Raw genomic sequence first — 23,082 nt, 5'->3', positions numbered from 1 at the left:
GACCCGGTCAGCTCGACTCGCGCACGATCAGCCGGGCCGGTGTGACCACCGGCTCCAGATCCGCGTCCGGGGACGCGAGGCGGGTCATCAGCAGGCGGGCCATGACGCGGCCCATCTCCTCGACGTCCTGGCGGACCGTCGTCAGCGGCGGATCGGCCCAGGCCGCCGGGCCCAGATCGTCGTAGCCGACGACGGCGACGTCCTCGGGCACCCGCTTGCCCCGGGCCCGCAGGGTGCGCAGGGCACCCGAGGCCATCAGGTCGGAGCCCGCGAACACCGCGTCGAGCCCGGGGGCGCGGGCCAGCAGGTCGGCCATGGCCCGCTCGCCGCCCTCGGCGGTGAAGTCACCCTGCGCGACGAGGGGTTCGGCGACCCCCGACAGCGCGTCCCGGTACCCGGCCAGCCGGTCGAGGGCCGAGGCCTGGTCGAGGGGGCCGGTGATGACGCCGATCCGGCGGCGCCCCCGCTCCAGCAGGTGGCGCACGGCCTGCCGCGCACCGTCCCGGTTGTCCGTGTCGACGTACAGCGGCGGGCGCTCACCCTGCCGTGCGGGCCAGTCGGGCCGGCCGCCGTAGACGGTCGGCAGGCCGGCCGATCCCGCCATGGACGGCAGCGGGTCGTCCTGATGCAGCGAGAACATCAGCGCGCCGTCCACATGCCCCGCCGACAGATAGCGGCCCACCCGCTCGTAGTCGTCGCTGCCCTCGATCAGCAGCAGCACCAACTGCTGGTCCTGCGCCGACAGTTCGCGGCTGATCCCGCGCAGCTGCTGGGCGAAGAACGGGTCGGAGAAGACCCTCGTCTCCGGCTCGGCTATGACCACCGCGATCGCCCCGGTCCGCCGGGTCACCAGGGTCCGGGCGGCGATGTTCGGCACGTACCCCAGCTCCGTGACCGCCCGGTTGACCTTCTCCTGAAGCGACTTCCGCACGCCCGCACCGCCGTTGACCACTCGGGACACCGTGGCGCGGGACACCCCGGCGCGGGCCGCGACCGCTTCCAGCGTGGGACGGGGGACATGGGGGCCGGGCACGTCACGAACTCCTTCTGCCGGGAACGTCCCGACATTACTCCTTCCCCCCGGCCCGTGACCGGCCTCCCGGCACCGCCGGGGCATCACGCCTCCGTGAGCCGGAACGCGTCCAGGGCCAGCGTCATCTCGATCAGGTCCCGCGGCCGGGACAGCGACCTCGACGTCAACTGCTCCAGGCGCCGCAGCCGGTTGAAGACGGTGTTGCGGTGGCAGTACAGCCGCGTGGCGGCCCGCCCCGCGGAGCCCTCGCACTCCAGCCACGCGTCCAGCGTCTCCACCAGCACCGCCCGGTCCGCCGGTTCCAGTTCGAGCAGCGGCCCGAACACGTCCGCCAGCAGCCGCGCCGCCAGTTCCGGCTGGCTCACCACGAGAGCGGTCGGCAGCCGCTGGTCGAGCCGGACGAACCCCTCGGGCGCCGCCCCGCCGGTGCGCAGCGCGAGTTCGGCGAAGCGCCGGGCCCGGCCCAGCTCCGCCAGCCCGTCCACGACCGGGCTGATCCCGCCGGGCCCGCGGATGCCGTGGCCGTCCAGCTCCGTGACCAGGTCCCCGAGCTCCGCCGACTCGCCGAGGGCGACCACGGCGGCCTCGTACTCGGTGCGCATCCGCCACACGAACCGCATGCCGGCGGCGGCCGGGATCCGCCGCACCGAGCGGGACGGGTCGATCCGCAGCACCACCACCGCGTAGCGGCCGTGCTCCGGCAGATCCAGGCCGGCCGCGGCCCGCGTCACCAGGCCCGGTGTCGACCGGCCCTCGAGCAGCGCGTCGAGCAGGGCCTGTACGCGCTCGTCACTTCGTCGCAGCATGGCATGCTCCGTCGCCCGGTAGGCATCGGTGACCGCCGCGGCCTGCTGGTCCACGGCCGCCCACATCTGGGCGGCCAGGTGCACCAGCACCGGCAGCGAGTCCGGGTCCGTCTCGGAGACGATCTCCAGCAGCGCCTCCCACACCAGAAAGCCGGCGTGCCGGTACGCGTGCAGCAGCAGGTCCAGCGCGAGCCCCTGCTCGGCGCGCCGCCGGCCCAGCCGCTGCGCGTACTCCAGATCGCGCCGCGGGGCGGTCCGGCCGGCGGCCAGCGCCTCGATGCCGTACTTCAGCGCCTCGTTCGTCTGCCGCCAGTGCTCGTCCCTCGGCACCGCCTCGTCGTACGCGGGTGAATGCGACTGCAGCTCCTCGAAGAGCCGGTCGGTGAGCACCGGCGTCCGCTCCAGGAGCACCTGCGAAGCGGCCACCAGTACGGACCACTCGCGGTCGGTGCGTGTTCGGTGACCGCTCATGGCTGGTGAGGATGCCACCGGCCCGGCGACCCGGAGCCGTGCCGTGCGGGGTCTTGTGCGCGTGCACAACGGGACGGTCCCGCCGCTGGTCACCGGCAGCGATTCCCCCGAGGGGCGTGGACTGACCGCCCCCGCTGGTGCTCGTCTGTGCGCCGAGGGCAGTGAAAGGAGCAACTGATGCCGGGAGCGGAGTCCGCGATGTCGCTGGAGATCCGTGGGCTGTCCGTGGGGTATGGGCCGGTGCGTGCGCTGCGCGGTGCCTCGCTCGACGTACCGGCGGGTGCGGTCGTCGCCGTACTCGGCGGCAACGGAGCGGGCAAGTCGACCTTGCTGCGAGCGATATCGGGCACCCTGCGGTTCCACGGAGGTGCCGTCACCGAGGGCACCGTCACCTTCGGGGGACGGCGGCTCGACACGCTGCACCCGTCGAGGGTGGTCGAGTCGGGTCTGGTGCAGGTCCCCGAGGGACGGCAGGTGTTCGCCCGCATGTCGGTGGCGGACAACCTGCGGGCCGGCGCGCTGGGCGCCCGGGGCGGCCGGACGGCGGTGAAGAAGGCGCTGGACCGGGTGCACGAGCTGTTCCCGGTGCTCGCGGAGCGGGCCCACCAGCACGCCGGACTGCTTTCCGGCGGGGAGCAGCAGATGCTGGCCGTGGGCCGGGCCCTGATGGCCGCGCCCAAGCTGATCCTGCTGGACGAGCCCTCGCTGGGGCTCGCCCCGCTGATGGCGGCCCGTATCGCCGAGACCGTCGCGGAGATCAACGCCCAGGGCACGTCGGTCCTGCTCGTGGAGCAGAACGCGGCGCTCGCCCTGCGGATGGCCACACACGCCTACGTGCTGGAGGTCGGCGAGGTCACCCTCGAAGGCCCCGCCGACGAACTCGCCGCCTCCGACGAGGTGCGCCGCCGCTACCTCGGCGTCGTCGACGAGGAGGCCGCCGCCGACGCGGACGGCGCGGAGCAGCAGGCGCCGACCCTCAGGAGGTGGGTCGCATGACACGCGACGGCATCAGGCCCGTCGGGGACACGGACCCCGCGGAGGACCGGGTTTCCGCCTCGGCGGCGGACACCGACGGGGGAGCGGCACCGGCCCCCGGGGCGGACCGTGAACCGGCTCCGGCCGAGGACTCGGCGCCGGAGGCGTCCGGGACCGAGACCACCACGCCGGAGGGGACCGGGACGGGCAGCCCCGCCACGGCCGACGACGGCCCGCAATCCGTTCCGCCGCTCGTCGTGGAGGACGTCACCGTCCGCTTCGCCGGGCTCACCGCGCTCGACGGGATCTCCTTCACGGTGGCTCCCGGCACGGTCCACGCCGTCATCGGACCGAACGGCGCGGGCAAGTCGACCACCTTCAACGTGCTGTCCGGCGTCTACCGGGCCACCTCCGGAAGTGTGCGCTTCGGCCCGGACGAACTGACCGGGCTCTCGCCGCACCGGATCGCCGGACTCGGAGTGGCACGCACCTTCCAGAACCTCGCCCTGCCCTCGCACGCCACCGTCGAGGACAGCCTGATGCTCGGCCGGCACCGGCTGACGAAGGCCGGATTCGTCGCCTCCGGCCTGCGGCTGCCCTCCGCCGTGCGCGAGGCACGCCGGCACCGCGAGCGCGTACGCGAGATCGCCGAGTTCGTCGGCCTGGAGAAGCACCTCACGGCACGTGTCGGCGGACTTCCCTACGGGCTGCAGAAGCTGGTCGAACTCGGCCGCGCGCTGTGCATGGAGCCCAAGCTGCTGCTGCTCGACGAGCCCGTCGCCGGCATGACCGGTGAGGAACGCCGCCACGCGGCGGCCGTCGTCGCCGGTGTGCGCGACGGACTCGGCATATCAATCGTCCTGGTCGAACACGACATGGGAGTGGTGATGCGGCTCGCGGACTCCGTGACCGTACTGGACTTCGGTCGGCGCATCGCTGACGGGACGCCTGCCCAGGTGCAGAACGATCCCGCCGTCGTGCGCGCCTACCTCGGAGCGGAGAGTGACTCGTGACGACGTTCGTCGAACTCGTCCTGAACGGCCTGTCCGTCGGATCGGTGTACGCACTGATCGCGCTCGGATTCGTCGTGATCTTCAAGGCGACCGAGGTCGTCAATTTCGCCCATGCGTCGCTGCTCCTCGCGGGCGGCTACCTGGTCGCCGTACTCCACGACGACATCGGCTTCTGGCTCGCGCTGGCGGTCGGGGCCGGGGGCGCAGCCATCGTCGGCGCGGGCATCGAGTACCTGGTCATGCGCCGCTACCGGGGCTCCGACCAGAGCGTCCTCGCCATCGTCACGATCGGCGTCGACATCCTGCTGACCACCGAGCTCACCCGCCGTATCGGCACCGACGTGCTGGCCCTCGGCGACCCCTGGGGCGACGCGGTCGTCGAGCTCGGCCCGGTGTCCATCGCACAGACCCGGATCGCCGCGTTCCTCGCCGCCGGACTGCTCATCACGGCCTTCCTGCTCGCGTTCCGGTTCACCTCCTGGGGCGTGGCCATGCGGGCCACGGCCGAGAACCCCGAGACGGCGGCCCTGATGGGCGTACGCCTCGGGCGGGTGTCGGCCTCGGCCTGGGCCGTGGCCGGCTCGCTCGCCGCGGTGGCCGCGCTGTTCCTGACCGTCTTCCCGACACCGGGACTCGAACGGGCCACCTCGCTCGCCGCGCTGAAGGCGTTCCCCGCCGCGATCCTCGGCGGGCTGGACTCCACCACCGGCGCACTCGTCGGCGGTCTGATCGTCGGCGTCACCGAGTCCCTGGTCACCGGGTACCAGAGCGAACTGTCCTTCCTCGGCCGCGGCATCGGCGACCTCGCGCCCTACCTGGTGATGGTCGCGATCCTGCTGGTCCGTCCGGCCGGACTGTTCGGCACGAAGGAGCCCTCCCGTGTCTGAGCTGCTGCGCGCACCGCGCACCTACCTCTGGGCAGGCGCAGCCCTGCTGCTGCTCGCCCTGCCGCTCTACCTCGACGGCTTCTGGCTCCAGGCCGGGCTGTTCGCGATGGCCGCCGGGATCGGCGCCATCGGCCTCAACCTGCTGACCGGGGCCACGGGGCAGCTCTCCATGGGCCACGCCTTCTTCCTCGCGATCGGCGCGTACGGCTACTGCGTCTTCGCGGGCGACGGCGAGGACGGACTGGCGGGCCTCGGTCTGCCCGGCTGGCTCGCGGCCGTGCTGGCCGTGGCACTCGCCGGGGCCGCGGGCGGGCTGTTCAGCCCCATCGCGAGCCGGCTGTCCGGCGCCTACCTGGGCATCGCCACCCTGGCGCTGATCTTCATCGGCCAGCATGTGCTCTTCAATGCCGACGAGGTGACCGGCGGCTACAACGGGCGGTCCGTGCCGACCCTGTCGCTCTTCGGCCTGGACTTCGACGACAGCGAACTCATGGTCCTTGCCGTGCCGTTCGGTGCCGTCGAGAAGCTGTGGTACGTCGGTCTGCTGGTGCTGCTCGGCTGCGGGCTCTTCGCCCGCGGCGTGCTGCGCGGGCGTCCCGGCCGTGCCATGAACGCCATCCGCGACCACCGGATCGCGGCGGGTGTGATGGGCGTGCCGGTGGCACGCCAGAGGGCGGCGGTGTTCGTGCTGTCCTCGATGTACGCGGGCCTGGCGGGTGTACTCCTCGCCCTGGTCTTCCAGCGGACCGTGCCCGAGTACTTCGGCATGATCCTTTCCCTCGAGTACCTCGCAATGATCGTGATCGGAGGACTCGGCACGGTCGCGGGTGCCGTCCTCGGCGCGGCGTTCGTCTCGCTGCTGCCCCAACTGCTCACCCGCTACAGCGACACCCTCCCGCTGGTCTCCGCCCCCGGTACGGGCGGAATCGCACCGGGTGAGGCGTCCCGATATCTGTACGGCGCCGCCGTGGTCGCGGTGGTGCTGTTCCTGCCCGGCGGCCTGACAGGTCGTTTGAAGCTCGCCGGCCTGGCCGGTCGCATGAAGAGGGAGAAGCAAGCATGAAGCGTACGACGGGTATCCGCACGGCGACGGTGGCCACCGTCCTGGCCCTCGCCACCGCCCTGGCCGGCTGCAGCTCGAAGGCCAAGCCGGAGGGCGACGGAGGCGACAAGGGCGCCGACGGTGTGAAGACCGGGGTCGGGGTGACCGCCGACAAGATCAACCTCGGTGTGCTCACCGACATGACGGGTGTCTACGCCTCCCTCGGCAAGAGCGTCACGCAGGCCCAGCAGCTGTGGGCCAAGGAGGTCAACGGCAAGGGCGGCATCTGCGGCCGCACGGTCGAGCTGACCGTGCGCGACCACGGCTACGACCCGCAGAAGGCGCTCGCCGGCTACACCGAGCTGGAGCCCGACGTGCTGGGCTTCGTCCAGTTCATCGGTTCGCCATTCGTCGCGGCCCTGGAGGACCGCATCGACGGCAAGGACAAGGGGCTCGTCCTGCCGCAGGCCTGGTCGGCCTCGCTGCTCGGCAGCGAGTACATCCGGGTCGTCGGCGCCACGTACGACATCGAGACGATCAACGCCGTCGACTTCCTGCTCTCCGAGAAGCGGATCAAGAAGGGTGACAAGATCGGTCACGTCTACTTCGAGGGCGACTTCGGCGAGAACGCGCTCGCGGGATCCAAGTACGCCGCGAAGAAGGCCGGGCTGACCGTCGTCGAGCAGAAGATCAAGCCGACGGACAACGACATGTCCGCGCAGGTCGCGGCACTGAAGAAGGCCGGCGTCAAGGCCATCGTGCTCAGCGCGGGACCCCGCCAGGCGGCCTCTCTGGTCGGCGTCGCCGCGGCCGGCAAGTTCAACGTGCCCGTCATCGGCAACAACTCGACGTTCTCGCCGCAGCTGCTCAAGACCCAGGCGGGTCCGGCGCTCACCAAGGACTTCTACCTCGCCGCCTCGGTCCTGCCCATCGGCTCCGACGAGCCGGGCCCGGCGGAGCTGGCGAAGAAGTACGCCGCCGCGTACCCGAAGGACAGCCTGGACCAGGGCGTCGTCTCCGGCTGGACCACGGGCTCGCTCTTCGGCGCGGTCCTGGAGAAGGCCTGCGCCGACAAGGACCTGACCCGGGAGGGCATCGCCAAGGCGCTGAAGAGCTTCGACGCGCACGACACGAAGTTCGGCATCACGCACAACTTCTCGGACCCGGCCCTGCCGTCCACCCGCGAGTCGGTGATCATGAAGCCGGACGCCAAGGAGAAGGGCGGACTGAAGGCCGTGCGTGAGGCGACGGCGGCCGACGAGGCCGAGGGCTTCACCTTCGGCGGCTGACCTCCCGGCCGGCAGACCGGCTGAGCGGCCACGAGGCTGCGACACTGTGACGAGGGGTCCCGGCGGTATGCCCGCCGGGACCCCTCGTTTGCGCTGTCCCCTGGCGTGTCCGAGGCCACCGCCCAAGGGCTTCGGCGAGTCAGGCAGTCCGCCTTTTCTTCTTCGGGACCTCCGCCTGCACCTGACCGGATTGATACCGTCCATGCATGGCTGACTTCACAAATATGCGCAAGATTACGTCTGTAGAACAACTGACTCCAGCCCAGGTTGAGCAGCTTGGATTGTGTGGCGTTGCCTACGACGGAGAGGACCTGCCCGCTGCGGAACGCGTGTCGTCTTCGGAGGTGGCAGACGAAGAAGGTGTGCTGCATTTTTGCGAGCTTTGGGACGTGGTGATTGATGGTTCCGTCGTCTACGAGGCTTGGTTCTACCAGGTGGACAGCGGCTCCATATTCAAGGCGAATACCATCGAAATGGTTGCGGAGGTGATTCAGTGCGGACTTGAGTGCGGCGACGAAGAGGCAGAATTGGAAATCGGTATGGGTATGGTCAAATCGGGGTTGCTGCCGTCCAGGGATTCTGAGTACGAGCGTTTCAGCCATGCCCTGAACGGTGCGGCATCGCAGCAGTGATCAGCATTACGGTGGTCGCATTGCCTCGGGTGAGGCGGCGGGCCGTCAGGATAATCGCCGGCAGTCCGGCAGTCCGGCAGTCCGGCAGTCCGGCAGTCCGGCAGTCCGGCAGCCCGGCAGCCCGGGGAGGAGCGGCCCGGGGACGGTGAAGGGCCCGGGCACCTCACGGTGCCCGGGCCCTTCACTCGTCGAGACTGACTACGGCAGCTGGGCCGCTCGCGCCTCGCGCCGGTTGTCGCGGATCGTGTTGACCCTGCGCGCCGTCGCGAAGAGGGGGATGACGGCGCCCACGACCACCTGGAGCACGCAGCCGGTCTGCAGCAGCAGGCCACCGCCCGGAGCGTCGAAGGCCCAGGCGGCGAGCATGGCCATCGCCGAGACGATCCAGCTGAGCATGGCGACGGCGAGGACGCCGCGCGGCTTGGGGTACTCCACCCGGCTCACCATCAGCCACGCCGTGCCGATGATCGCCAGCAGGGTGGGGATGAACGGCATCTCCAGCAGCACGATCGAGACGACCGTGAGCGCCCCGAAGGGGCTCGGCATGCCCTGGAACATGCCGTCCTTCATCGTGACGCAGGAGAATCTGGCGAGCCTGAGCACCACCGCGAGCAGCACCACCACCGCGGCGACCGCCGAGACCTTCTGGTGCGCGTCGTCGGCGACCATCCCGTAGACCAGCACGAAGTACGCGGGGGCGAGCCCGAAGCTGATCAGGTCGGACAGGTTGTCCAGCTCCGCGCCCATTGGCGAGGAGCGCAGCTTGCGGGCCACCAGGCCGTCGAACAGGTCGAAGACCGCGGCCAGCAGCATCAGGATGACGGCGGTGGCGGCGCTGTGCCGCGCCATGCCGCCGACCTCGCTGCCGGTCAGGTGCGGGATGAGGATGCCCGTGGTCGTGAAGTACACGGCCATGAACCCGCAGGTGGCGTTGCCGAGGGTGAGGGTGTCCGCTATCGACAGCCTCAGTGACAGCGGCATGTCCTCCGCGTCGTCCTCGTCCTCGACGGCCTCCGGCACCCAGCCGGTCTGTGTCTCTGGATCAATCACGGTCAATTCGAGTCACCCCCGCGGTGGTCTTCTGGCCCACCTCGACCGCGACGTCCACGCCTTCCGGAAGGTAGATGTCGACGCGCGAGCCGAAGCGGATCAGGCCGATCCGCTCGCCCTGCTCCACCTTGGTGCCCTGCGGGAGGTACGGCACGATGCGCCGCGCGACGGCGCCGGCGATCTGCACCATCTCGATGTCGCCCAGTTCGGTGTCGAAGTGCCAGACAACGCGCTCGTTGTTCTCGCTCTCCTTGTTGAACGCCGGGACGAACCCGCCCGGGATGTGCTCGACCGACGTCACCGTGCCCGCGAGCGGGGCACGGTTGACGTGGACATTGAGCGGGCTCATGAAGATCGCGACGCGGGTGCGCCCGTCCTTCCACGGCATGATGCTCTGCACCACGCCGTCGGCCGGGGAGATGACGCGACCCTGTGTGATCTCCCGCTCGGGATCGCGGAAGAACCACAGCATGCCCGCCGCGAGAGCGGTGGCGGGCACGGCGAGCGCGGCAGCGCCCCTGGATCGGCGCGCACGTGCCAGGCTGAGTGCCGCGGTGGCGACGGTCGGCAGGAGCCACGGCGATGCTCCGCGCGCGAGGCGGACGCTGCCGCGAGGTGCAGAGGTTTGGCTGTGGGGCATGAATGACCTTCGTAGCGGATGATGCCGCGCAGTGACGGGGGACGGCGGCTTTCCGGCGATGCTAGCGGTTGGCGGTGGCAACTGGGAAAGGCGGAACCCGAGTCGGCGGCTGAACACCGCTGACGGGGTGCGATCTCCTTCCTGGAGATAGCACCCCTATCAGGACAATCATCCCTGGAATCGATACTCCTCGAGCAGGCGCCGACCAATGATCATCTTCTGGATCTCGGCGGTACCCTCGCCGATCAGCAGCATCGGAGCCTCGCGGTAGAGGCGCTCGATCTCGTACTCCTTGGAGAAGCCGTAGCCGCCGTGGATACGGAAGGCGTCTTCGACCACTTCCTTGCAGTACTCGGAGGCGAGGTACTTCGCCATCCCGGCCTCCAGGTCGTTTCGTTCCCCGGAGTCCTTTTTGCGTGCTGCGTTGACCATCATCGCATGTGCGGCCTCGACCTTGGTAGCCATCTCGGCCAGCTTGAACTGAATGGCCTGGTGCTGGGCGATGGGCTTGCCGAAGGTGTGTCGCTGCTGGGCGTAGGAAACACCCAGCTCGAAGGCACGCTGGGCGACACCGCAGCCACGTGCGGCGACATTGACACGCCCGACCTCGACGCCGTCCATCATGTGGTAGAAGCCCCGGCCCGTGACGCCGCCGAGGACGCGATTGGCCGGAATCCGCAGGTCCTGCATGATGAGCTCGGTCGTGTCGACGCCCTTGTAGCCCATCTTGTCGATCTTGCCGGGGATGGTGAGGCCCGGGCGCACCTCGCCGAAGCCGGCCTCCTTCTCCACGAGGAAGGTCGTCATCGACTTGTGCGGGGCGGACCCCTCGGGGAGACCTTCGTCACTCCGCACCAGGACGGCCACGAGGGTGGACGTGCCGCCGTTCGTGAGCCACATCTTCTGGCCGTTGAGGACGTACTCGTCGCCGTCCTTGACCGCCTTGGAGGTGATCGCCGACACGTCTGAGCCGAGGCCCGGCTCGGACATCGAGAAGGCGCCCCGGACCTCGCCGAGGGCCATCCGCGGGAGGAAGTACTCCTTCTGCTCCTGCGTGCCGTGCTGCTTGAGCATGTACGCCACGATGAAGTGCGTGTTGATGATGCCCGAGACGGACATCCAGCCGCGGGCTATCTCCTCCACGCACAGCGCGTAGGTCAGCAGCGACTCGCCCAGACCCCCGTACTCCTCGGGGATCATGAGGCCGAAGAGGCCGAGCTCCTTCAGGCCGTCCACGATGGCCTGGGGGTACTCGTCGCGGTGCTCCAGCTCGGTGGCGACCGGAATGATCTCCTTGTCCACGAAGTCGCGGACGGTGGAGACGATCTCCTGCTGGACGTCGGTGAGACCGGCGGTCTGGGCGAGTCGGGCCATGACTACTTCTCCTGTGCCTTCAGCTCCGGGCGGCCGGGCTGCTCGCCGCCGCGCTCCTTGATGTACGTCTCGGTGGGGACCATGACCTTGCGGCGGAACACGCAGACCAGCGTGCCGTCCTGCTTGTAGCCCTTGGTCTCGACGTAGACGATCCCGCGGTCCGACTTGGACCTGGACGGGGTCTTGTCGAGGACCGTCGTCTCGCCGTAGATCGTGTCCCCGTGGAAGGTCGGCGCCACGTGCCGCAGCGACTCGATCTCCAGGTTGGCGATGGCCTTGCCCGACACGTCCGGCACGGACATGCCCAGCAGCAGCGAGTAGATGTAGTTCCCGACGACGACGTTCTTGCCGAAGTCCGTCGTCTTCTCCGCATAGTTTGTGTCCATGTGGAGCGGGTGGTGGTTCATGGTCAGCAGACAGAAGAGGTGGTCGTCGTACTCGGTGACCGTCTTTCCGGGCCAGTGCTTGTAGACCGCCCCGACCTCGAACTCTTCGTACGTACGTCCGAACTGCATGGTGGTCAGGCCTCCGGGGCTTCGAACTTGGACGTGCGCTGCATACCCGCGGCGCGGCCCTTGCCGGCGATCACCAGGGCCATCTTGCGGCTGGCCTCGTCGATCATCTCGTCGCCGAGCATCGCGGAGCCCTTCTTGCCGCCGGCCTCGGACGTGCAGTACTCGTACGCGTCCAGGATCAGCTCGGCGTGGTCGTAGTCCTCCTGGGAGGGGGAGAAGACCTCGTTGGCGGCGTCGACCTGGCCCGGGTGCAGCACCCACTTGCCGTCGAAGCCCAGGGCGGCGGCGCGCCCGGCGACCGCGCGGAAGCCGTCCACGTTCTTGATCTGGAGGTAGGGACCGTCGATGGCCTGGAGGTCGTTGGCGCGGGCGGCCATCAGGATCTTCATCAGGATGTAGTGGTACGCGTCGGCCGGGTAGCCGGGCGGCTGCTCGCCGACGACCAGCGACTTCATGTTGATGGATGCCATGAAGTCGGCCGGGCCGAAGATGATCGTCTCGATGCGCTGCGAGGCGGCGGCGATCTCGTTGACGTTGTTCAGACCCTGGGCGTTCTCGATCTGCGCCTCGATGCCGATCTTGCCGACCTCGAAGCCCATCGTCTTCTCGATCTGGGTGAGCAGCAGGTCCAGGGCGACGACCTGGGAGGCGTCCTGCACCTTCGGCAGCATGATGCAGTCGAGGTTCTGGCCCGCGCCCTCGACGACCGTGACGACGTCACGGTACGTCCAGTGGGTGGTCCAGTCGTTGACCCGGACGACCCGCGTCTTGCCGGTCCAGTCACCCTCGTTCAGGAACTTCACGATGGTGTGCCGGGCCTCGGGCTTGGCCAGCGGTGCGCAGGCGTCCTCGAGGTCCAGGAAGACCTGGTCGGCGGGGAGCCCCTGGGCCTTCTCCAGGAAGCGGGGGTTGCTTCCCGGCACCGCGAGGCAGGAGCGGCGCGGGCGCAGCCGGTTCACGGGCGCTGGCGTTGTCATGCGGGGACCTCCAGAGGGTCGAGCTTGTTCGCGTTGCGGATCTCGTCGACGATACGGCCGATGATCTCCGTGATACCGAAGTCCTTCGGTGTGAAGACGGCGGCGACACCCGCACGCCTCAGTTCCGCCGCGTCGGCGTTCGGGATGATCCCACCGACGATCACAGGGATGTCGGCGGCCCCGGCCTCCCGGAGCCGGGCGAGCACGTCGGGCACCAGCTCGGCGTGCGAGCCGGACAGGATGGACAGACCGACGCAGTGCACGTCCTCCGCGAGGGCCGCGTTCACGATCTGCTCGGGCGTGAGCCGGATGCCCTGGTAGATCACCTCGAAGCCGGCGTCCCTGGCCCGTACGGCGATCTGCTCGGCGCCGTTGGAGTGCCCGTCCAGGCCCGGCTTGCCGACGAGCAGCCGCAGCTTGCCGCTGCCCAGCTCCTCGGCCGTACGGGCGACCTTCTCGCGCACCACGGCCAGCGGGGTGCCGGCCTCGGCGGCCACCGCGACCGGCGCGGAGGAGACACCGGTCGGGGCCCGGAACTCGCCGAAGACGTCCCGCAGCGCCCAGGCCCATTCGCCGGTGGTGACACCCGCGCGGGCGCACTCCAGCGTGGCGGCCATCAGGTTCTCCGACCCGGCGGCGGCGGCCTTCAGGGCCTCCAGGGACTGCTGGGCACGGCTCTCGTCCCGGTTGTCGCGCCACTCGTGCAGCTTCGCGACGACCTTCGCCTCGTTCGCCGGGTCCACCGTCATGATCGCGGTGTCCAGATCGGCGGTCAGCGGGTTCGGCTCGGTCGACTCGTAGCAGTTCACACCGACGATCTTCTCCTCGCCGGACTCGATCCGCGCGCGGCGCTCGGCGTGCGAGGAGACCAGCTGGGACTTCAGGTAGCCGGACTCGACGGCCGCCATCGCGCCGCCCATCTCCTCGATGCGCTCCATCTCGGCCAGGGACTGGGTGACGAGTTCCTCGACCTTGGCCTCGATGACGTGCGAGCCCGCGAAGATGTCCTCGTACTCCAGCAGGTCCGACTCGTGCGCCAGCACCTGCTGGATGCGCAGCGACCACTGCTGGTCCCAGGGCCTGGGCAGGCCCAGGGCCTCGTTCCAGGCCGGCAGCTGCACGGCGCGGGCCCGGGCGTCCTTGGACAGTGTGACGGCCAGCATCTCCAGCACGATCCGCTGGACGTTGTTCTCCGGCTGCGCCTCGGTCAGGCCGAGGGAGTTGACCTGGACGCCGTAGCGGAAGCGGCGCTGCTTGGGATCCTCGATGCCGTACCGCTCGCGCGTCACCTTGTCCCAGATGCGGGTGAAGGCCCGCATCTTGCACATCTCCTCGACGAAGCGGACGCCCGCGTTCACGAAGAAGGAGATCCGGGCGACGACGTCGCCCATCCGCTCCTGCGGCACCTGGCCGGAGTCCCGGACCGCGTCCAGCACCGCGATGGCGGTGGACATGGCGTACGAGATCTCCTGGACCGGGGTCGCCCCCGCCTCCTGGAGGTGGTAGCTGCAGATGTTGATCGGGTTCCACTTGGGGATGTGGTTGACCGTGTACGCGATCATGTCGGTGGTCAGCCGCAGCGAAGGACCGGGCGGGAAGACGTGCGTCCCGCGCGACAGGTACTCCTTGACGATGTCGTTCTGCGTCGTCCCCTGGAGCCTGGTGACGTCGGCGCCCTGCTCCTCGGCGACCACCTGGTAGAGCGCCAGCAGCCACATGGCCGTGGCGTTGATGGTCATCGAGGTGTTCATCTGGTCCAGGGGGATGTCCCGGAACAGCGTCCGCATGTCACCCAGGTGCGAGACGGGGACCCCGACCCGGCCGACCTCGCCGCGGGCGAGGATGTGGTCGGGGTCGTAGCCGGTCTGCGTGGGCAGGTCGAACGCGACCGACAGGCCGGTCTGCCCCTTGGCGAGGTTGCGCCGGTACAGCTCGTTGGACGCCTCGGCCGTCGAGTGTCCGGCATACGTCCGCATCAGCCACGGACGGTCCTTCTTGCGTTCCGTCATTGGGGGACCTCAGACGTTGCGGAAGCGGTTGATGGCGTCGAGGTGCTTGGCGCGCATCTCGGGGTCGCGCACGCCCAGGCCCTCCTGCGGGGCGAGGCAGAGCACGCCGACCTTGCCCTGGTGGAGGTTGCGGTGCACGTCGTACGCGGCCTGGCCGGTGTCCTCGAGGGAGTAGACCTTCGACAGGGTCGGGTGGATCTTGCCCTTGGCGACCAGGCGGTTGGCCTCCCACGCCTCGCGGTAGTTCGCGAAGTGCGAGCCGACGATCCGCTTCAGCGACATCCACAGGTAGCGGTTGTCGTACTCGTGGTTGTAGCCGGACGTCGAGGCGCAGGTGACGATGGTGCCGCCCTTGCGGGTGACGTACACGCTGGCGCCGAAGGTCTCGCGCCCCGGGTGCTCGAAGACGATGTCCACGTCCTCGCCGCCGGTCAGCTCGCGGATGCGCTTGCCGAAGCGCTTCCACTCCTTCGGGTCCTGGGTGTGCTCGTCCTTCCAGAACTTGTAGTCCTCGGCGTTGCGGTCGATGATCGCCTCGGCGCCCATGGACCGGCAGATGTCCGCCTTCTGGTCGCTGGAGACGACGCAGATCGGGTTGGCGCCGCCCGCGAGCGCGAACTGGGTGGCGTAGCTGCCGAGGCCGCCGCTGGCGCCCCAGATCAGCACGTTGTCGCCCTGCTTCATGCCGGCGCCGTTGCGCGAGACGAGCTGCCGGTACGCGGTGGAGTTGACCAGGCCGGGGGCGGCCGCCTCCTCCCAGCTGAGGTGGGCGGGCTTGGGCATGAGCTGGTTGGACTTGACGAGGGCGATCTCGGCGAGGCCGCCGAAGTTGGTCTCGAAGCCCCAGATCCGCTGCTCGGGGTCGAGCATCGTGTCGTTGTGGCCGTCGGAGGACTCGAGCTCGACGGAGAGGCAGTGCGCGACGACCTCGTCACCGGGCTTCCAGGCGTTGACGCCGGGGCCGGTGCGCAGGACGACGCCCGCGAGGTCGGAGCCGATGATGTGGTACGGCAGGTCGTGGCGCTTGGTGAGCTCGGAGAGCTTGCCGTAGCGCTCGAGGAAGCCGAAGGTCGGCAGGGGCTCGAAGATCGAGGTCCACACCGAGTTGTAGTTGACCGAGCTGGCCATCACGGCGACCAGGGCCTCTCCGGGGCCCAGCTCGGGCACGGGCACCTCGTCGAGGTGCAGCGACTTGCGGGGGTCCTTCTCCCGGGTGGTGAGACCGGAGAACATCTCCGTCTCGTCCTTGTGCACGGTCACCGCGCGGTACGACTCGGGGATGGGCAGCGCCGCGAAGTCGGCGGCGGTGACCGCGGCTGAGCCGCTGTTGGATGCAGTCTGGGACTGGATCGCGTCCAGGATTTCCTTCACGGTGTTGCCTCCGGCGAAGCGCGCGTTGGGAGAACGCTTGAGGGACGTCGGGGTGGTTGCTGCTGTATGCCGTCGGTTCGGCGAGGGGTGGTGCTGTGGCAGCGCGTTGTGGCGCGGAAGGTTGCCTGTGACGCAGGCGCCCGGGCGAACAAGCGCGTACGGACATACGGCTTGCTGGGACAGCCGGCGTACGAGTGATCTCTGCACGCCGGCCGCCCGGACACTCCCAAGGTATGGCACGGCGTGCCACTCAGCAAGACACTGGGTGCCAACAATTTCTCTCACTTGTCATCTCGGCGGCACGTGTGAGCAACAACGGCCGCCCCGATGGGGCGGCCGCCGCTTTGTGTGTCCGTTTGTTTATGAGATGTGAGAGAAGCGGGAGCTGAGGAGGGGACCGGGAGCGGCCGGGCGGCCGCCGCCGGCGTGCCTACTTCTTCAGCGCCTGCTCGATCGCCCGCATGACCTCGTGCAGCGGCGCGTCCGTACGGGCCACCGCCACCAGGACCTCGCCCTCGGACCGTGTGCTCACCGCGGCACCGGCCCCGTTCTGCTCCGGCCCGCCGGCGACCTGGGTGCGGCCCGCGCCGATCCCCGCGCCGAAGGTCTTCCGCACGATCGCGAAGGCGTGGTCCAGCTGTGCCTCCACGTCGCCCTGCCCGTCGGCGCGCAGCCAGCGGCGCAGCACATGGTTGTGCGCCGTGACCACGGCCGAGGCGGCCACCTCGGCGAGCAGCGGGTCGTCATTGCCGACCTGGTGCTCGTGCTCGTCGAAGTGGCCCAGCAGGTAGCGGGTGAACAGCCGCTCGTAGCGGGCCACCGAGGCGATCTCCGCCTCGCGGAGCGTGGGCACCTCACGGGTCAGCCTGTAGCGGGCGACGGACACCGCGGGCGAGCCCGCGTACATCCGCATGACTTCCTTGATACCCCGGCACACCGTGTCCAGCGGGTGCTCGTGCGGAGGAGCGGCGTTCAGCACGGCCTCGGCCCTGACGAGGGTGTCGTCGTGGTCGGGGAAGATCGCCTCTTCCTTGGAGCGGAAGTGCCGGAAGAAGGTCCGCCGGGCCACACCGGCCGCAGCGGCGATCTCGTCGACCGTGGTGGCTTCGTACCCCTTGGTGGCGAAGAGTTCCATGGCCGCCGTGGCCAGCTCGCGGCGCATCTTCAGCCGCTGGGCGGCGGCGCGGCCGCCCGCGGCGGTCTCCGGGACGTCGGACGTCTGTGTCGTACGGGTGGACTTGGCGGACTGGGACATGGGGTGAACGTACTGCATCTCGGCAGGAGGGGGCGGCTGCGGGGGCGGGCCGCCGTCCGCACCCAGCAGCCCGCCCCAGGCACCGCGCCGGTCAGCGCCGGGCATACTCGCGGAAGCCGCGGCCCGACTTGCGGCCCATGCAGCCCGCCGCGACCAGGTGCTCCAGCAGCGGCGCCGGAGCGAGACCCGGGTCCCGGAACTCCTTGTGCAGCACCTTCTCAATGGCCAGCGAGACATCCAGGCCGACCACGTCCAGCAGTTCGAAGGGCCCCATCGGGTAGCCGCCGCCGAGCTTCATCGCCGCGTCGATGTCGTCCATGGAGGCGTAGTGCTCCTGGACCATCTTGATCGCGTTGTTGAGGTACGGGAACAGCAGCGCGTTGACGATGAAACCGGCGCGGTCGCCGCAGTCCACCGGGTGCTTGCGGATCTTCGCGCAGACCTCGCGGACGGTCGCGTGCACGTCGTCGGCGGTAAGGACCGTGCGCACCACCTCGACCAGCTTCATCGCCGGGGCCGGGTTGAAGAAGTGCATCCCGATGACGTCCGCGGGGCGAGATGTGGCACGGGCACAGGCCACGACGGGCAGCGAGGAGGTGGTCGTGGCGAGCACGGCGCCGGGCTTGCAGATCTTGTCCAGCGTCGCGAAGAGCTGCTGCTTGATCTCCAGGTCCTCGGCGACCGCCTCCACCGCCAGGTCGACGTCCGCGAAGGACTCCAGCGACCCGGCCGCGGTGATGCGGGCCAGGGTCTGGTCCCGGCCCTCCGGCGTCAGCCGGCCCTTGTCCACGGACCGGGCGAGGGACTTGGCGATCCTGGCCTTGGCCGTGTCCGCCTTCTCCTGGCTGCGGGCCGCGAGCACCACGTCGTAACCGGCCTTGGCGAACACCTCGGCGATGCCGGAGGCCATCGTGCCGGAACCGGCGACACCCACGGAGCGCACCTCGCGGCCGCCGGCCGTCTCTGCGTCCTCGGCGGGCGTCAGGTCGTCCGGGACGACGGTCGAGGAACCCGGTTCGGCGTACGTGTAGAAACCGCGGCCCGACTTGCGGCCGGTCAGGCCCGCCTCGCTGAGCTGCTTCAGGACGGGGGCCGGGGCGTGCAGCCGGTCGTGGGACGCCGCGTACATGGCCTCCAGCACGGTGCGCGCGGTGTCGACGCCGATCAGGTCCAGCAGGGCGAGCGGGCCCATCGGCAGGCCGCAGCCCAGCCGCATGGCGGCGTCGATGTCCTCGCGGGAGGCGTACTTGGCCTCGTACATCGCGGCGGCCTGGTTGAGGTAGCCGAACAGCAGCCCGTCCGCGACGAAGCCGGGGCGGTCGCCGATCGCGATGGGCTCCTTGCCCAGCTCACGGGCGAGCGCGGTGACGGCCTCGACGGCCGCCGGGGCGGTCAGCACCGAGGACACCACCTCGACCAGCTTCATCGCCGGGGCGGGGTTGAAGAAGTGCAGGCCCAGCACCCGCTCCGGGTGGGCGGAGTCGGCGGCGAGCCGGGTCACCGACAGCGCGTTGGTGCCGGTGGCGAGGATCGCGGTGGGCCGGACGATCCCGTCCAGGGCCTTGAACACCTGCTGCTTGATCTCGTACGCCTCCGGGACCACCTCGATGACGAGATCGGCGTCTGCGGCCGCCTGGAGCTCGGAGAAGGTGCGGAAGCGCGCCAGCACGTCCGAACGCTCCTGCGCGGTGAGCCGCTCACGGGCCACGGCGCGGGCGGTCGAGGCCTCCAGCGCGGCCACGGCCTGCGCGGCGGCGGCCTCGCTGATGTCGATGCCGATGACCTCACGGCCGGCACGGGCGAGCACCTCGGCGATGCCGGTGCCCATCGTGCCGAGGCCGATGACGGCGACGGTCTTGAGGGAAGGGGTGTCCAGGGAGGTGTCCATCACGGGACTCCAAAGAAGAGTGACGACTGAGGAACGCACCCGGCCGCGCGGAACGCGCTACGGAGTACGGAGGAGAAAAGGCACGACTGATGGCTGAGGCGCCGCACGGACTTCTGCCGCGGCGAGCGGACAGCGCCGATGTGAACCGTGGCCGACCCTGTCCCGGGGCCTGCCGAAAAGCCGAACCGACTGGCGCCCACGACGGCTGCGTCACCAGGCCGTCGAGAGCAGTGCGGGTGTGTCCCGCTCGTCTGAGCTTAACCAGCGCGTAACGAGCGCGCCAGCCCTGTGCTGCTGTGACGTGGATCGCTTATACGCTGGCCGTCATGGACAACGGGTTGCGAGTGCTCACGCTGCGCTTACAGAGAGAGTCCGGAGACTCCGAAACCTACCGAAGGCTGATACGGACCGAGGACATGGAGGAACTCGCGCAAGTGCTCACCGAGCCCGGCCGACCGCTCTGGGCACGCGAGCTGGCGGCCTTCCGGCTCGGCTGCGAGAAGGACAGCAGAGCCTTCGAATCCCTCGTCCTGCTCCTCAACCACCGCGATCCCGAGCGCTGCGCCGGCGCCGCCCACGCACTGGCCAGGCTCGGCGACCCGCGCACGGCCCGCGCGGCGGCCGCCCTCGCCACCAACGAACTCCGTGTCGCCTACGCCCTCCACCCGGTCCGGCTGCTCACCGAACTGCGCGCCCCCGAATCAGTGCCCGCCCTCATCACCGCTCTCGAACGGCGGCTGGTGCCCCCGCTGGCCGCGATACCCGGCCGGGGCGTGGACGGGTGGATCCGGCCCGAATCCGGCCCGACAACGGGCGCGGCACGATGCAGCCCGGCCAATCGCGGCGCGGGCCGCCCATCCCGGCGCCGGGGGCGCCGTGGCAGGGCGCCAACGCCGCACGGGTGCGCCGGCTCCGCGTGCCGGGCGCGCGGCGGTGCGACGGACTCGGCCGCACCGCCCGCACGCGTCTGCCGACGGCTCATCCCGCGCCACCGACCGGGCCCGTCCGGCACCGACGCTCCGCACGGCACCGGCACCGGCACCGGCACCGGCGCCCCGCGCCGAGGCCGCCGGGCCGGGGTGCCGGGCGCGGGGGTCAGACCGGCTTCAGCCAGACCGTGGCCAGCGGCGGCAGGGACAGCCGCAGGCACGCGGGATAGCCCTGGCTGGGCTCCGCGGCCGGCTTGACCGGCTCGGGGGTGGTGACGTCGCTGCCGCCGTAGCGGAGGCCGTCGGTGTTGAGGACCTCGTGCCAGGCCGCGTACCGTTCGGGGACCCCGATCCGGTACTCGTGCCGTACGACGGGCGAGAAGTTGCTGACGCTCAGCAGCGGGGAACCGTGCGCGTCGAAGCGGAGGAACGCGAAGACGTTGTCCTCGGCGGCGTCCCCCTCGACCCAGGCGAACCCTTCGGGCGCGGTATCCCGTTCCCACAGCGCGGGGGTGGAGACGTACACGGTGTTGAGGTCGCGGACCAGGTCGCGCACGCCCCGGTGGTCCGCCTCGGCGGAGTACGAGGGGTCGAGCAGCCACCAGTCGGGCCCGTGTGCCTCGGACCACTCCGCGCCCTGGGCGAACTCCTGCCCCATGAAGAGCAGTTGCTTGCCGGGATGGGCCCACATGAAGCCCAGGTAGGCGCGGTGGTTGGCGCGCTGCTGCCACCAGTCGCCCGGCATCTTGCCGACCAGCGAGCCCTTGCCGTGCACCACCTCGTCGTGGGAGATGGGCAGTACGTAGTTCTCGCTGTACGCGTACACCATCGAGAAGGTCATCTCGTGGTGGTGGTACTTGCGGTGCACGGGCTCGTGCGACACGTAGTCCAGCGAGTCGTGCATCCAGCCCATGTTCCACTTCAGGCCGAAGCCGAGGCCGCCGAAGCCGCCCGGCCCCACGTGGTGGGTGGCCCGGGTCACGCCGTCCCAGGCCGTGGACTCCTCGGCGATCGTCACGACGCCGGGGACCCTGCGGTAGACGGTGGCGTTCATCTCCTGGAGGAACGCCACCGCGTCCAGGTTCTCCCGGCCGCCGTACTGGTTCGGGGTCCACTGCCCCGCCTCGCGCGAGTAGTCGAGGTAGAGCATGGAGGCAACGGCGTCCACGCGCAGGCCGTCGATGTGGAACTCCTCGCACCAGTACACCGCGTTGGCGACGAGGAAGTTGCGGACCTCGTTGCGGCCGTAGTCGAATTCCAGCGTTCCCCAGTCGGGGTGGGCGGCCCGCAGCGGGTCGGAGTGCTCGTAGAGCGGGCGGCCGTCGAACTCCGCCAGAGCCCAGGCGTCCCGGGGGAAGTGCGCCGGCACCCAGTCCATGATCACACCGATTCCGGCCCGGTGCAGCGCGTCGATCAGGTGCTTGAAGTCGTCGGGCGTGCCCAGCCGGGCCGTCGGCGCGTAGAAGCCGGTGACCTGATAGCCCCAGGAGCCGCCGAAGGGATGCTCGGCGACCGGCATCAGCTCGACGTGGGTGAAGCCGAGGTCCTTGACGTAGGAAGGCAGCTGCTCGGCGAGCTGGCGGTAGGTGAGCCGGGGCCGCCAGGACGGCAGGTGCACCTCGTAGACGGAGAACGGCGCCTCGTGGACGGGGCGTTCGCCGCGGCGCTCCATCCACTCCTGGTCGTGCCACACGTGGTGCGAGGCGTGCACCACCGAGGCGGTCGCCGGAGGCACCTCGGTGCGGCGGGCCATCGGGTCGGCGCGCAGCGTGTGCGAACCGTCCGGGCGGGTGATGTCGAACTTGTACAGCTCGCCCTCGCCGAGGCCGGGGACGAACAGCTCCCACACGCCGGTCGAGCCCAGGGACCGCATGGGGAAGCCGGTGCCGTCCCAGTAGTTGAAGTCGCCGACGACGCGGACGCCGCGCGCGTCGGGCGCCCACACGGTGAACCGGGTGCCGGTCACGCCCTGGTGCACCATGGGCTCGGCGCCAAGCGCCCGCCACAGCTGCTCGTGCCTGCCCTCGTGGATGAGGTGCAGGTCGAACTCCCCGATGGCGGGCAGGAACCGGTACGGGTCGTGGACCTCGATCTCGTTGTCGTCGTAGGCGACGAGGAGGGTGTACTCGGGGACGGCGCGCATCGGCAGCACACCGGAGAAGAAGCCGTCGCCGTCCTCGTGCAGCTCCGCGCGCAGGCCCTTCCCGAGCACGGTCACCGCCTTCGCGTGGGGGCGCAGCATCCGGAAGGACACCCCGCCGCGCACGATGTGGGCACCCAGCACGGAGTGCGGGTCGTGGTGCGTTCCGTCGAGCAGCCGGTGCCGGGTGTCGGGGTCCAGCGGCTGGGCGGCGCGCACGCCGTGCCCGCCGGCGCGCTTGCGGGCCGGGCTGTCGGCGGCACCCGCCTTGCTCGCTCTGCCCGTCCTGCCCGGCGCGGGCCCGGACCCCGGCTCGGCGCCGGAGGCCGACCGCGACCGCGACCGTGACCGGTCGCCGGTGTCGCCGGTGTCCGCCGGGGGCGCCGACGCGGTCTCCGGCGTGGGCGCGACCGTGACACCGGGCGCGCGCCGGGCGCCACGTCCGCCCCTGGTGGCGTCTCCGGAGCCCGATCCGGCCGCGGCGGCGGGCGCGGCCGGACCGCCGGAACCGGACGCCGGTTCCGGCGCGCTGCCGGAAACGTCGGTGCCCGCCGCCGTGCCGCCCGGTGCCGTGCCGCTCGTGTTCGTGCCGCCCGCCGGCGCGGACCGTGGGTGCGCCCCGCCCCCGCCCGGCGTTCCGGCCCCGGTGCTCCGCGGCGCCCCGCCGCCGGTTCCGCTCCCGCCTCCGGCGGCGCTCCACTGTGCGCCCGGGCCCCCGGACGGGGCGTCGTCCCCCGCGTCGTCCCGCGCGCCGCGCGCCGCGGGGGCGCCGCTCCCGGACAGCGG

At 70.5% G+C, this 23,082-nt stretch carries 18 protein-coding genes and 1 pseudogene; 7 read left to right on the top strand and 12 right to left on the bottom strand.

Going from position 1 to position 23,082, the window contains the following annotated elements; genetic code table 11:
* Positions 1–7: 7 nt before the first annotated feature.
* On the bottom strand, positions 8–1,033 hold the full coding sequence (locus tag GUY61_RS04860; RefSeq protein ID WP_313896513.1) for a LacI family DNA-binding transcriptional regulator: 1,026 nt from the start codon (positions 1,031–1,033) through the stop codon (positions 8–10).
* Positions 1,034–1,116: 83 nt separating this feature from the next.
* Positions 1,117–2,310 carry a CdaR family transcriptional regulator gene (locus GUY61_RS04855; protein WP_166628800.1) on the bottom strand — a complete coding sequence of 398 codons (1,194 nt, stop codon included), beginning with the start codon at positions 2,308–2,310 and terminating at the stop codon, positions 1,117–1,119.
* Between the two features lie 177 nt (positions 2,311–2,487).
* Here GUY61_RS04855 and GUY61_RS04850 point away from each other — a divergent pair, with 177 nt between their 5' ends.
* The 6 genes from GUY61_RS04850 to GUY61_RS04825 all read left to right on the top strand — a co-directional run bounded on the left by GUY61_RS04850 (position 2,488) and on the right by GUY61_RS04825 (position 8,148).
* Positions 2,488–3,306, top strand: coding sequence for an ABC transporter ATP-binding protein (locus GUY61_RS04850; RefSeq protein ID WP_166628799.1), 819 nt, complete (start codon positions 2,488–2,490; stop codon positions 3,304–3,306).
* Between the two features lie 236 nt (positions 3,307–3,542).
* The gene (locus GUY61_RS04845) at positions 3,543–4,298 is read left to right on the top strand and encodes an ABC transporter ATP-binding protein (protein ID WP_166628816.1); all 756 of its coding nucleotides are present in this window, start codon (positions 3,543–3,545) and stop codon (positions 4,296–4,298) included.
* On the top strand, positions 4,295–5,185 hold the full coding sequence (locus GUY61_RS04840) for a branched-chain amino acid ABC transporter permease (RefSeq protein ID WP_166628798.1): 891 nt from the start codon (positions 4,295–4,297) through the stop codon (positions 5,183–5,185). The genes GUY61_RS04845 and GUY61_RS04840 overlap by 4 nt, the downstream gene beginning before the upstream one ends.
* Positions 5,178–6,248, top strand: coding sequence for a branched-chain amino acid ABC transporter permease (locus GUY61_RS04835; protein ID WP_166628797.1), 1,071 nt, complete (start codon positions 5,178–5,180; stop codon positions 6,246–6,248). The genes GUY61_RS04840 and GUY61_RS04835 overlap by 8 nt, the downstream gene beginning before the upstream one ends.
* On the top strand, positions 6,245–7,516 hold the full coding sequence (locus GUY61_RS04830; protein WP_166628796.1) for an ABC transporter substrate-binding protein: 1,272 nt from the start codon (positions 6,245–6,247) through the stop codon (positions 7,514–7,516). The genes GUY61_RS04835 and GUY61_RS04830 overlap by 4 nt, the downstream gene beginning before the upstream one ends.
* Before the next feature lie 206 nt (positions 7,517–7,722).
* Positions 7,723–8,148 (top strand): hypothetical protein, encoded by a 426-nt coding sequence (locus GUY61_RS04825; protein WP_166628795.1) that lies wholly within the window; start codon positions 7,723–7,725, stop codon positions 8,146–8,148.
* Positions 8,149–8,346: 198 nt separating this feature from the next.
* On the opposite strand, the gene pssA is transcribed toward GUY61_RS04825, so the two are convergent.
* The 9 genes from pssA to GUY61_RS04780 all read right to left on the bottom strand — a co-directional run bounded on the left by pssA (position 8,347) and on the right by GUY61_RS04780 (position 19,227).
* Complete coding sequence (pssA, locus tag GUY61_RS04820) at positions 8,347–9,204, bottom strand: CDP-diacylglycerol--serine O-phosphatidyltransferase (RefSeq protein ID WP_208105565.1); 858 nt, start codon at positions 9,202–9,204, stop codon at positions 8,347–8,349.
* Entirely contained in the window at positions 9,191–9,838 is a 648-nt protein-coding gene (locus GUY61_RS04815; RefSeq protein ID WP_166628793.1) for a phosphatidylserine decarboxylase, read from the bottom strand. The genes pssA and GUY61_RS04815 overlap by 14 nt, the downstream gene beginning before the upstream one ends.
* Positions 9,839–10,006: 168 nt before the next feature.
* Entirely contained in the window at positions 10,007–11,212 is a 1,206-nt protein-coding gene (locus tag GUY61_RS04810; RefSeq protein ID WP_166628792.1) for an acyl-CoA dehydrogenase family protein, read from the bottom strand.
* A gap of 2 nt (positions 11,213–11,214) precedes the next feature.
* Positions 11,215–11,727: a MaoC family dehydratase gene (locus tag GUY61_RS04805; protein WP_142212904.1), complete on the bottom strand. Its 513-nt coding sequence runs from the start codon at positions 11,725–11,727 to the stop codon at positions 11,215–11,217.
* Between the two features lie 5 nt (positions 11,728–11,732).
* Positions 11,733–12,704 (bottom strand): CoA ester lyase, encoded by a 972-nt coding sequence (locus GUY61_RS04800; protein ID WP_166628791.1) that lies wholly within the window; start codon positions 12,702–12,704, stop codon positions 11,733–11,735.
* Entirely contained in the window at positions 12,701–14,713 is a 2,013-nt protein-coding gene (locus tag GUY61_RS04795; protein WP_166628790.1) for a protein meaA, read from the bottom strand. The genes GUY61_RS04800 and GUY61_RS04795 overlap by 4 nt, the downstream gene beginning before the upstream one ends.
* Before the next feature lie 9 nt (positions 14,714–14,722).
* A complete protein-coding gene (ccrA, locus tag GUY61_RS04790; RefSeq protein WP_166628789.1) occupies positions 14,723–16,084 on the bottom strand; it encodes a crotonyl-CoA carboxylase/reductase in 1,362 nt (453 codons plus the stop codon).
* A gap of 430 nt (positions 16,085–16,514) precedes the next feature.
* Positions 16,515–17,339: a TetR family transcriptional regulator gene (locus tag GUY61_RS04785; protein WP_208105564.1), complete on the bottom strand. Its 825-nt coding sequence runs from the start codon at positions 17,337–17,339 to the stop codon at positions 16,515–16,517.
* Between the two features lie 91 nt (positions 17,340–17,430).
* Positions 17,431–19,227: a 3-hydroxyacyl-CoA dehydrogenase gene (locus GUY61_RS04780; protein ID WP_166628787.1), complete on the bottom strand. Its 1,797-nt coding sequence runs from the start codon at positions 19,225–19,227 to the stop codon at positions 17,431–17,433.
* A 326-nt stretch (positions 19,228–19,553) separates the two neighbouring features.
* On the opposite strand from GUY61_RS04780, the pseudogene GUY61_RS39725 reads away from it, so the two are divergent.
* Positions 19,554–20,063: pseudogene (locus tag GUY61_RS39725) on the top strand (HEAT repeat domain-containing protein); the annotation flags it as partial.
* A 259-nt stretch (positions 20,064–20,322) separates the two neighbouring features.
* Here the strand turns inward: GUY61_RS39725 and glgB are convergent.
* The gene (glgB, locus tag GUY61_RS04770; protein ID WP_166628786.1) at positions 20,323–22,515 is read right to left on the bottom strand and encodes a 1,4-alpha-glucan branching enzyme; all 2,193 of its coding nucleotides are present in this window, start codon (positions 22,513–22,515) and stop codon (positions 20,323–20,325) included.
* Positions 22,516–23,082 lie beyond the last annotated feature (567 nt).

The sequence above is a fragment of the Streptomyces sp. GC420 genome, assembly GCF_009916105.1.
GTDB lineage: Bacteria > Actinomycetota > Actinomycetes > Streptomycetales > Streptomycetaceae > Streptomyces.
This window is presented reverse-complemented; position numbering and strand designations above follow the sequence as displayed.

Coding starts and splice junctions, on each gene's coding strand:
- GUY61_RS04850 (WP_166628799.1), top strand. CDS start 2,488: ATGCCGGGAGCGGAGTCCGCGATGTCGCTGGAGATCCGTGGGCTGTCC.
- GUY61_RS04805 (WP_142212904.1), bottom strand. CDS start 11,727: ATGCAGTTCGGACGTACGTACGAAGAGTTCGAGGTCGGGGCGGTCTAC.
- GUY61_RS04800 (WP_166628791.1), bottom strand. CDS start 12,704: ATGACAACGCCAGCGCCCGTGAACCGGCTGCGCCCGCGCCGCTCCTGC.
- GUY61_RS04780 (WP_166628787.1), bottom strand. CDS start 19,227: ATGGACACCTCCCTGGACACCCCTTCCCTCAAGACCGTCGCCGTCATC.
- GUY61_RS04825 (WP_166628795.1), top strand. CDS start 7,723: ATGGCTGACTTCACAAATATGCGCAAGATTACGTCTGTAGAACAACTG.
- GUY61_RS04785 (WP_208105564.1), bottom strand. CDS start 17,339: ATGTCCCAGTCCGCCAAGTCCACCCGTACGACACAGACGTCCGACGTC.
- GUY61_RS04855 (WP_166628800.1), bottom strand. CDS start 2,310: ATGAGCGGTCACCGAACACGCACCGACCGCGAGTGGTCCGTACTGGTG.
- GUY61_RS04810 (WP_166628792.1), bottom strand. CDS start 11,212: ATGGCCCGACTCGCCCAGACCGCCGGTCTCACCGACGTCCAGCAGGAG.
- GUY61_RS04815 (WP_166628793.1), bottom strand. CDS start 9,838: ATGCCCCACAGCCAAACCTCTGCACCTCGCGGCAGCGTCCGCCTCGCG.
- GUY61_RS04795 (WP_166628790.1), bottom strand. CDS start 14,713: ATGACGGAACGCAAGAAGGACCGTCCGTGGCTGATGCGGACGTATGCC.
- GUY61_RS04830 (WP_166628796.1), top strand. CDS start 6,245: ATGAAGCGTACGACGGGTATCCGCACGGCGACGGTGGCCACCGTCCTG.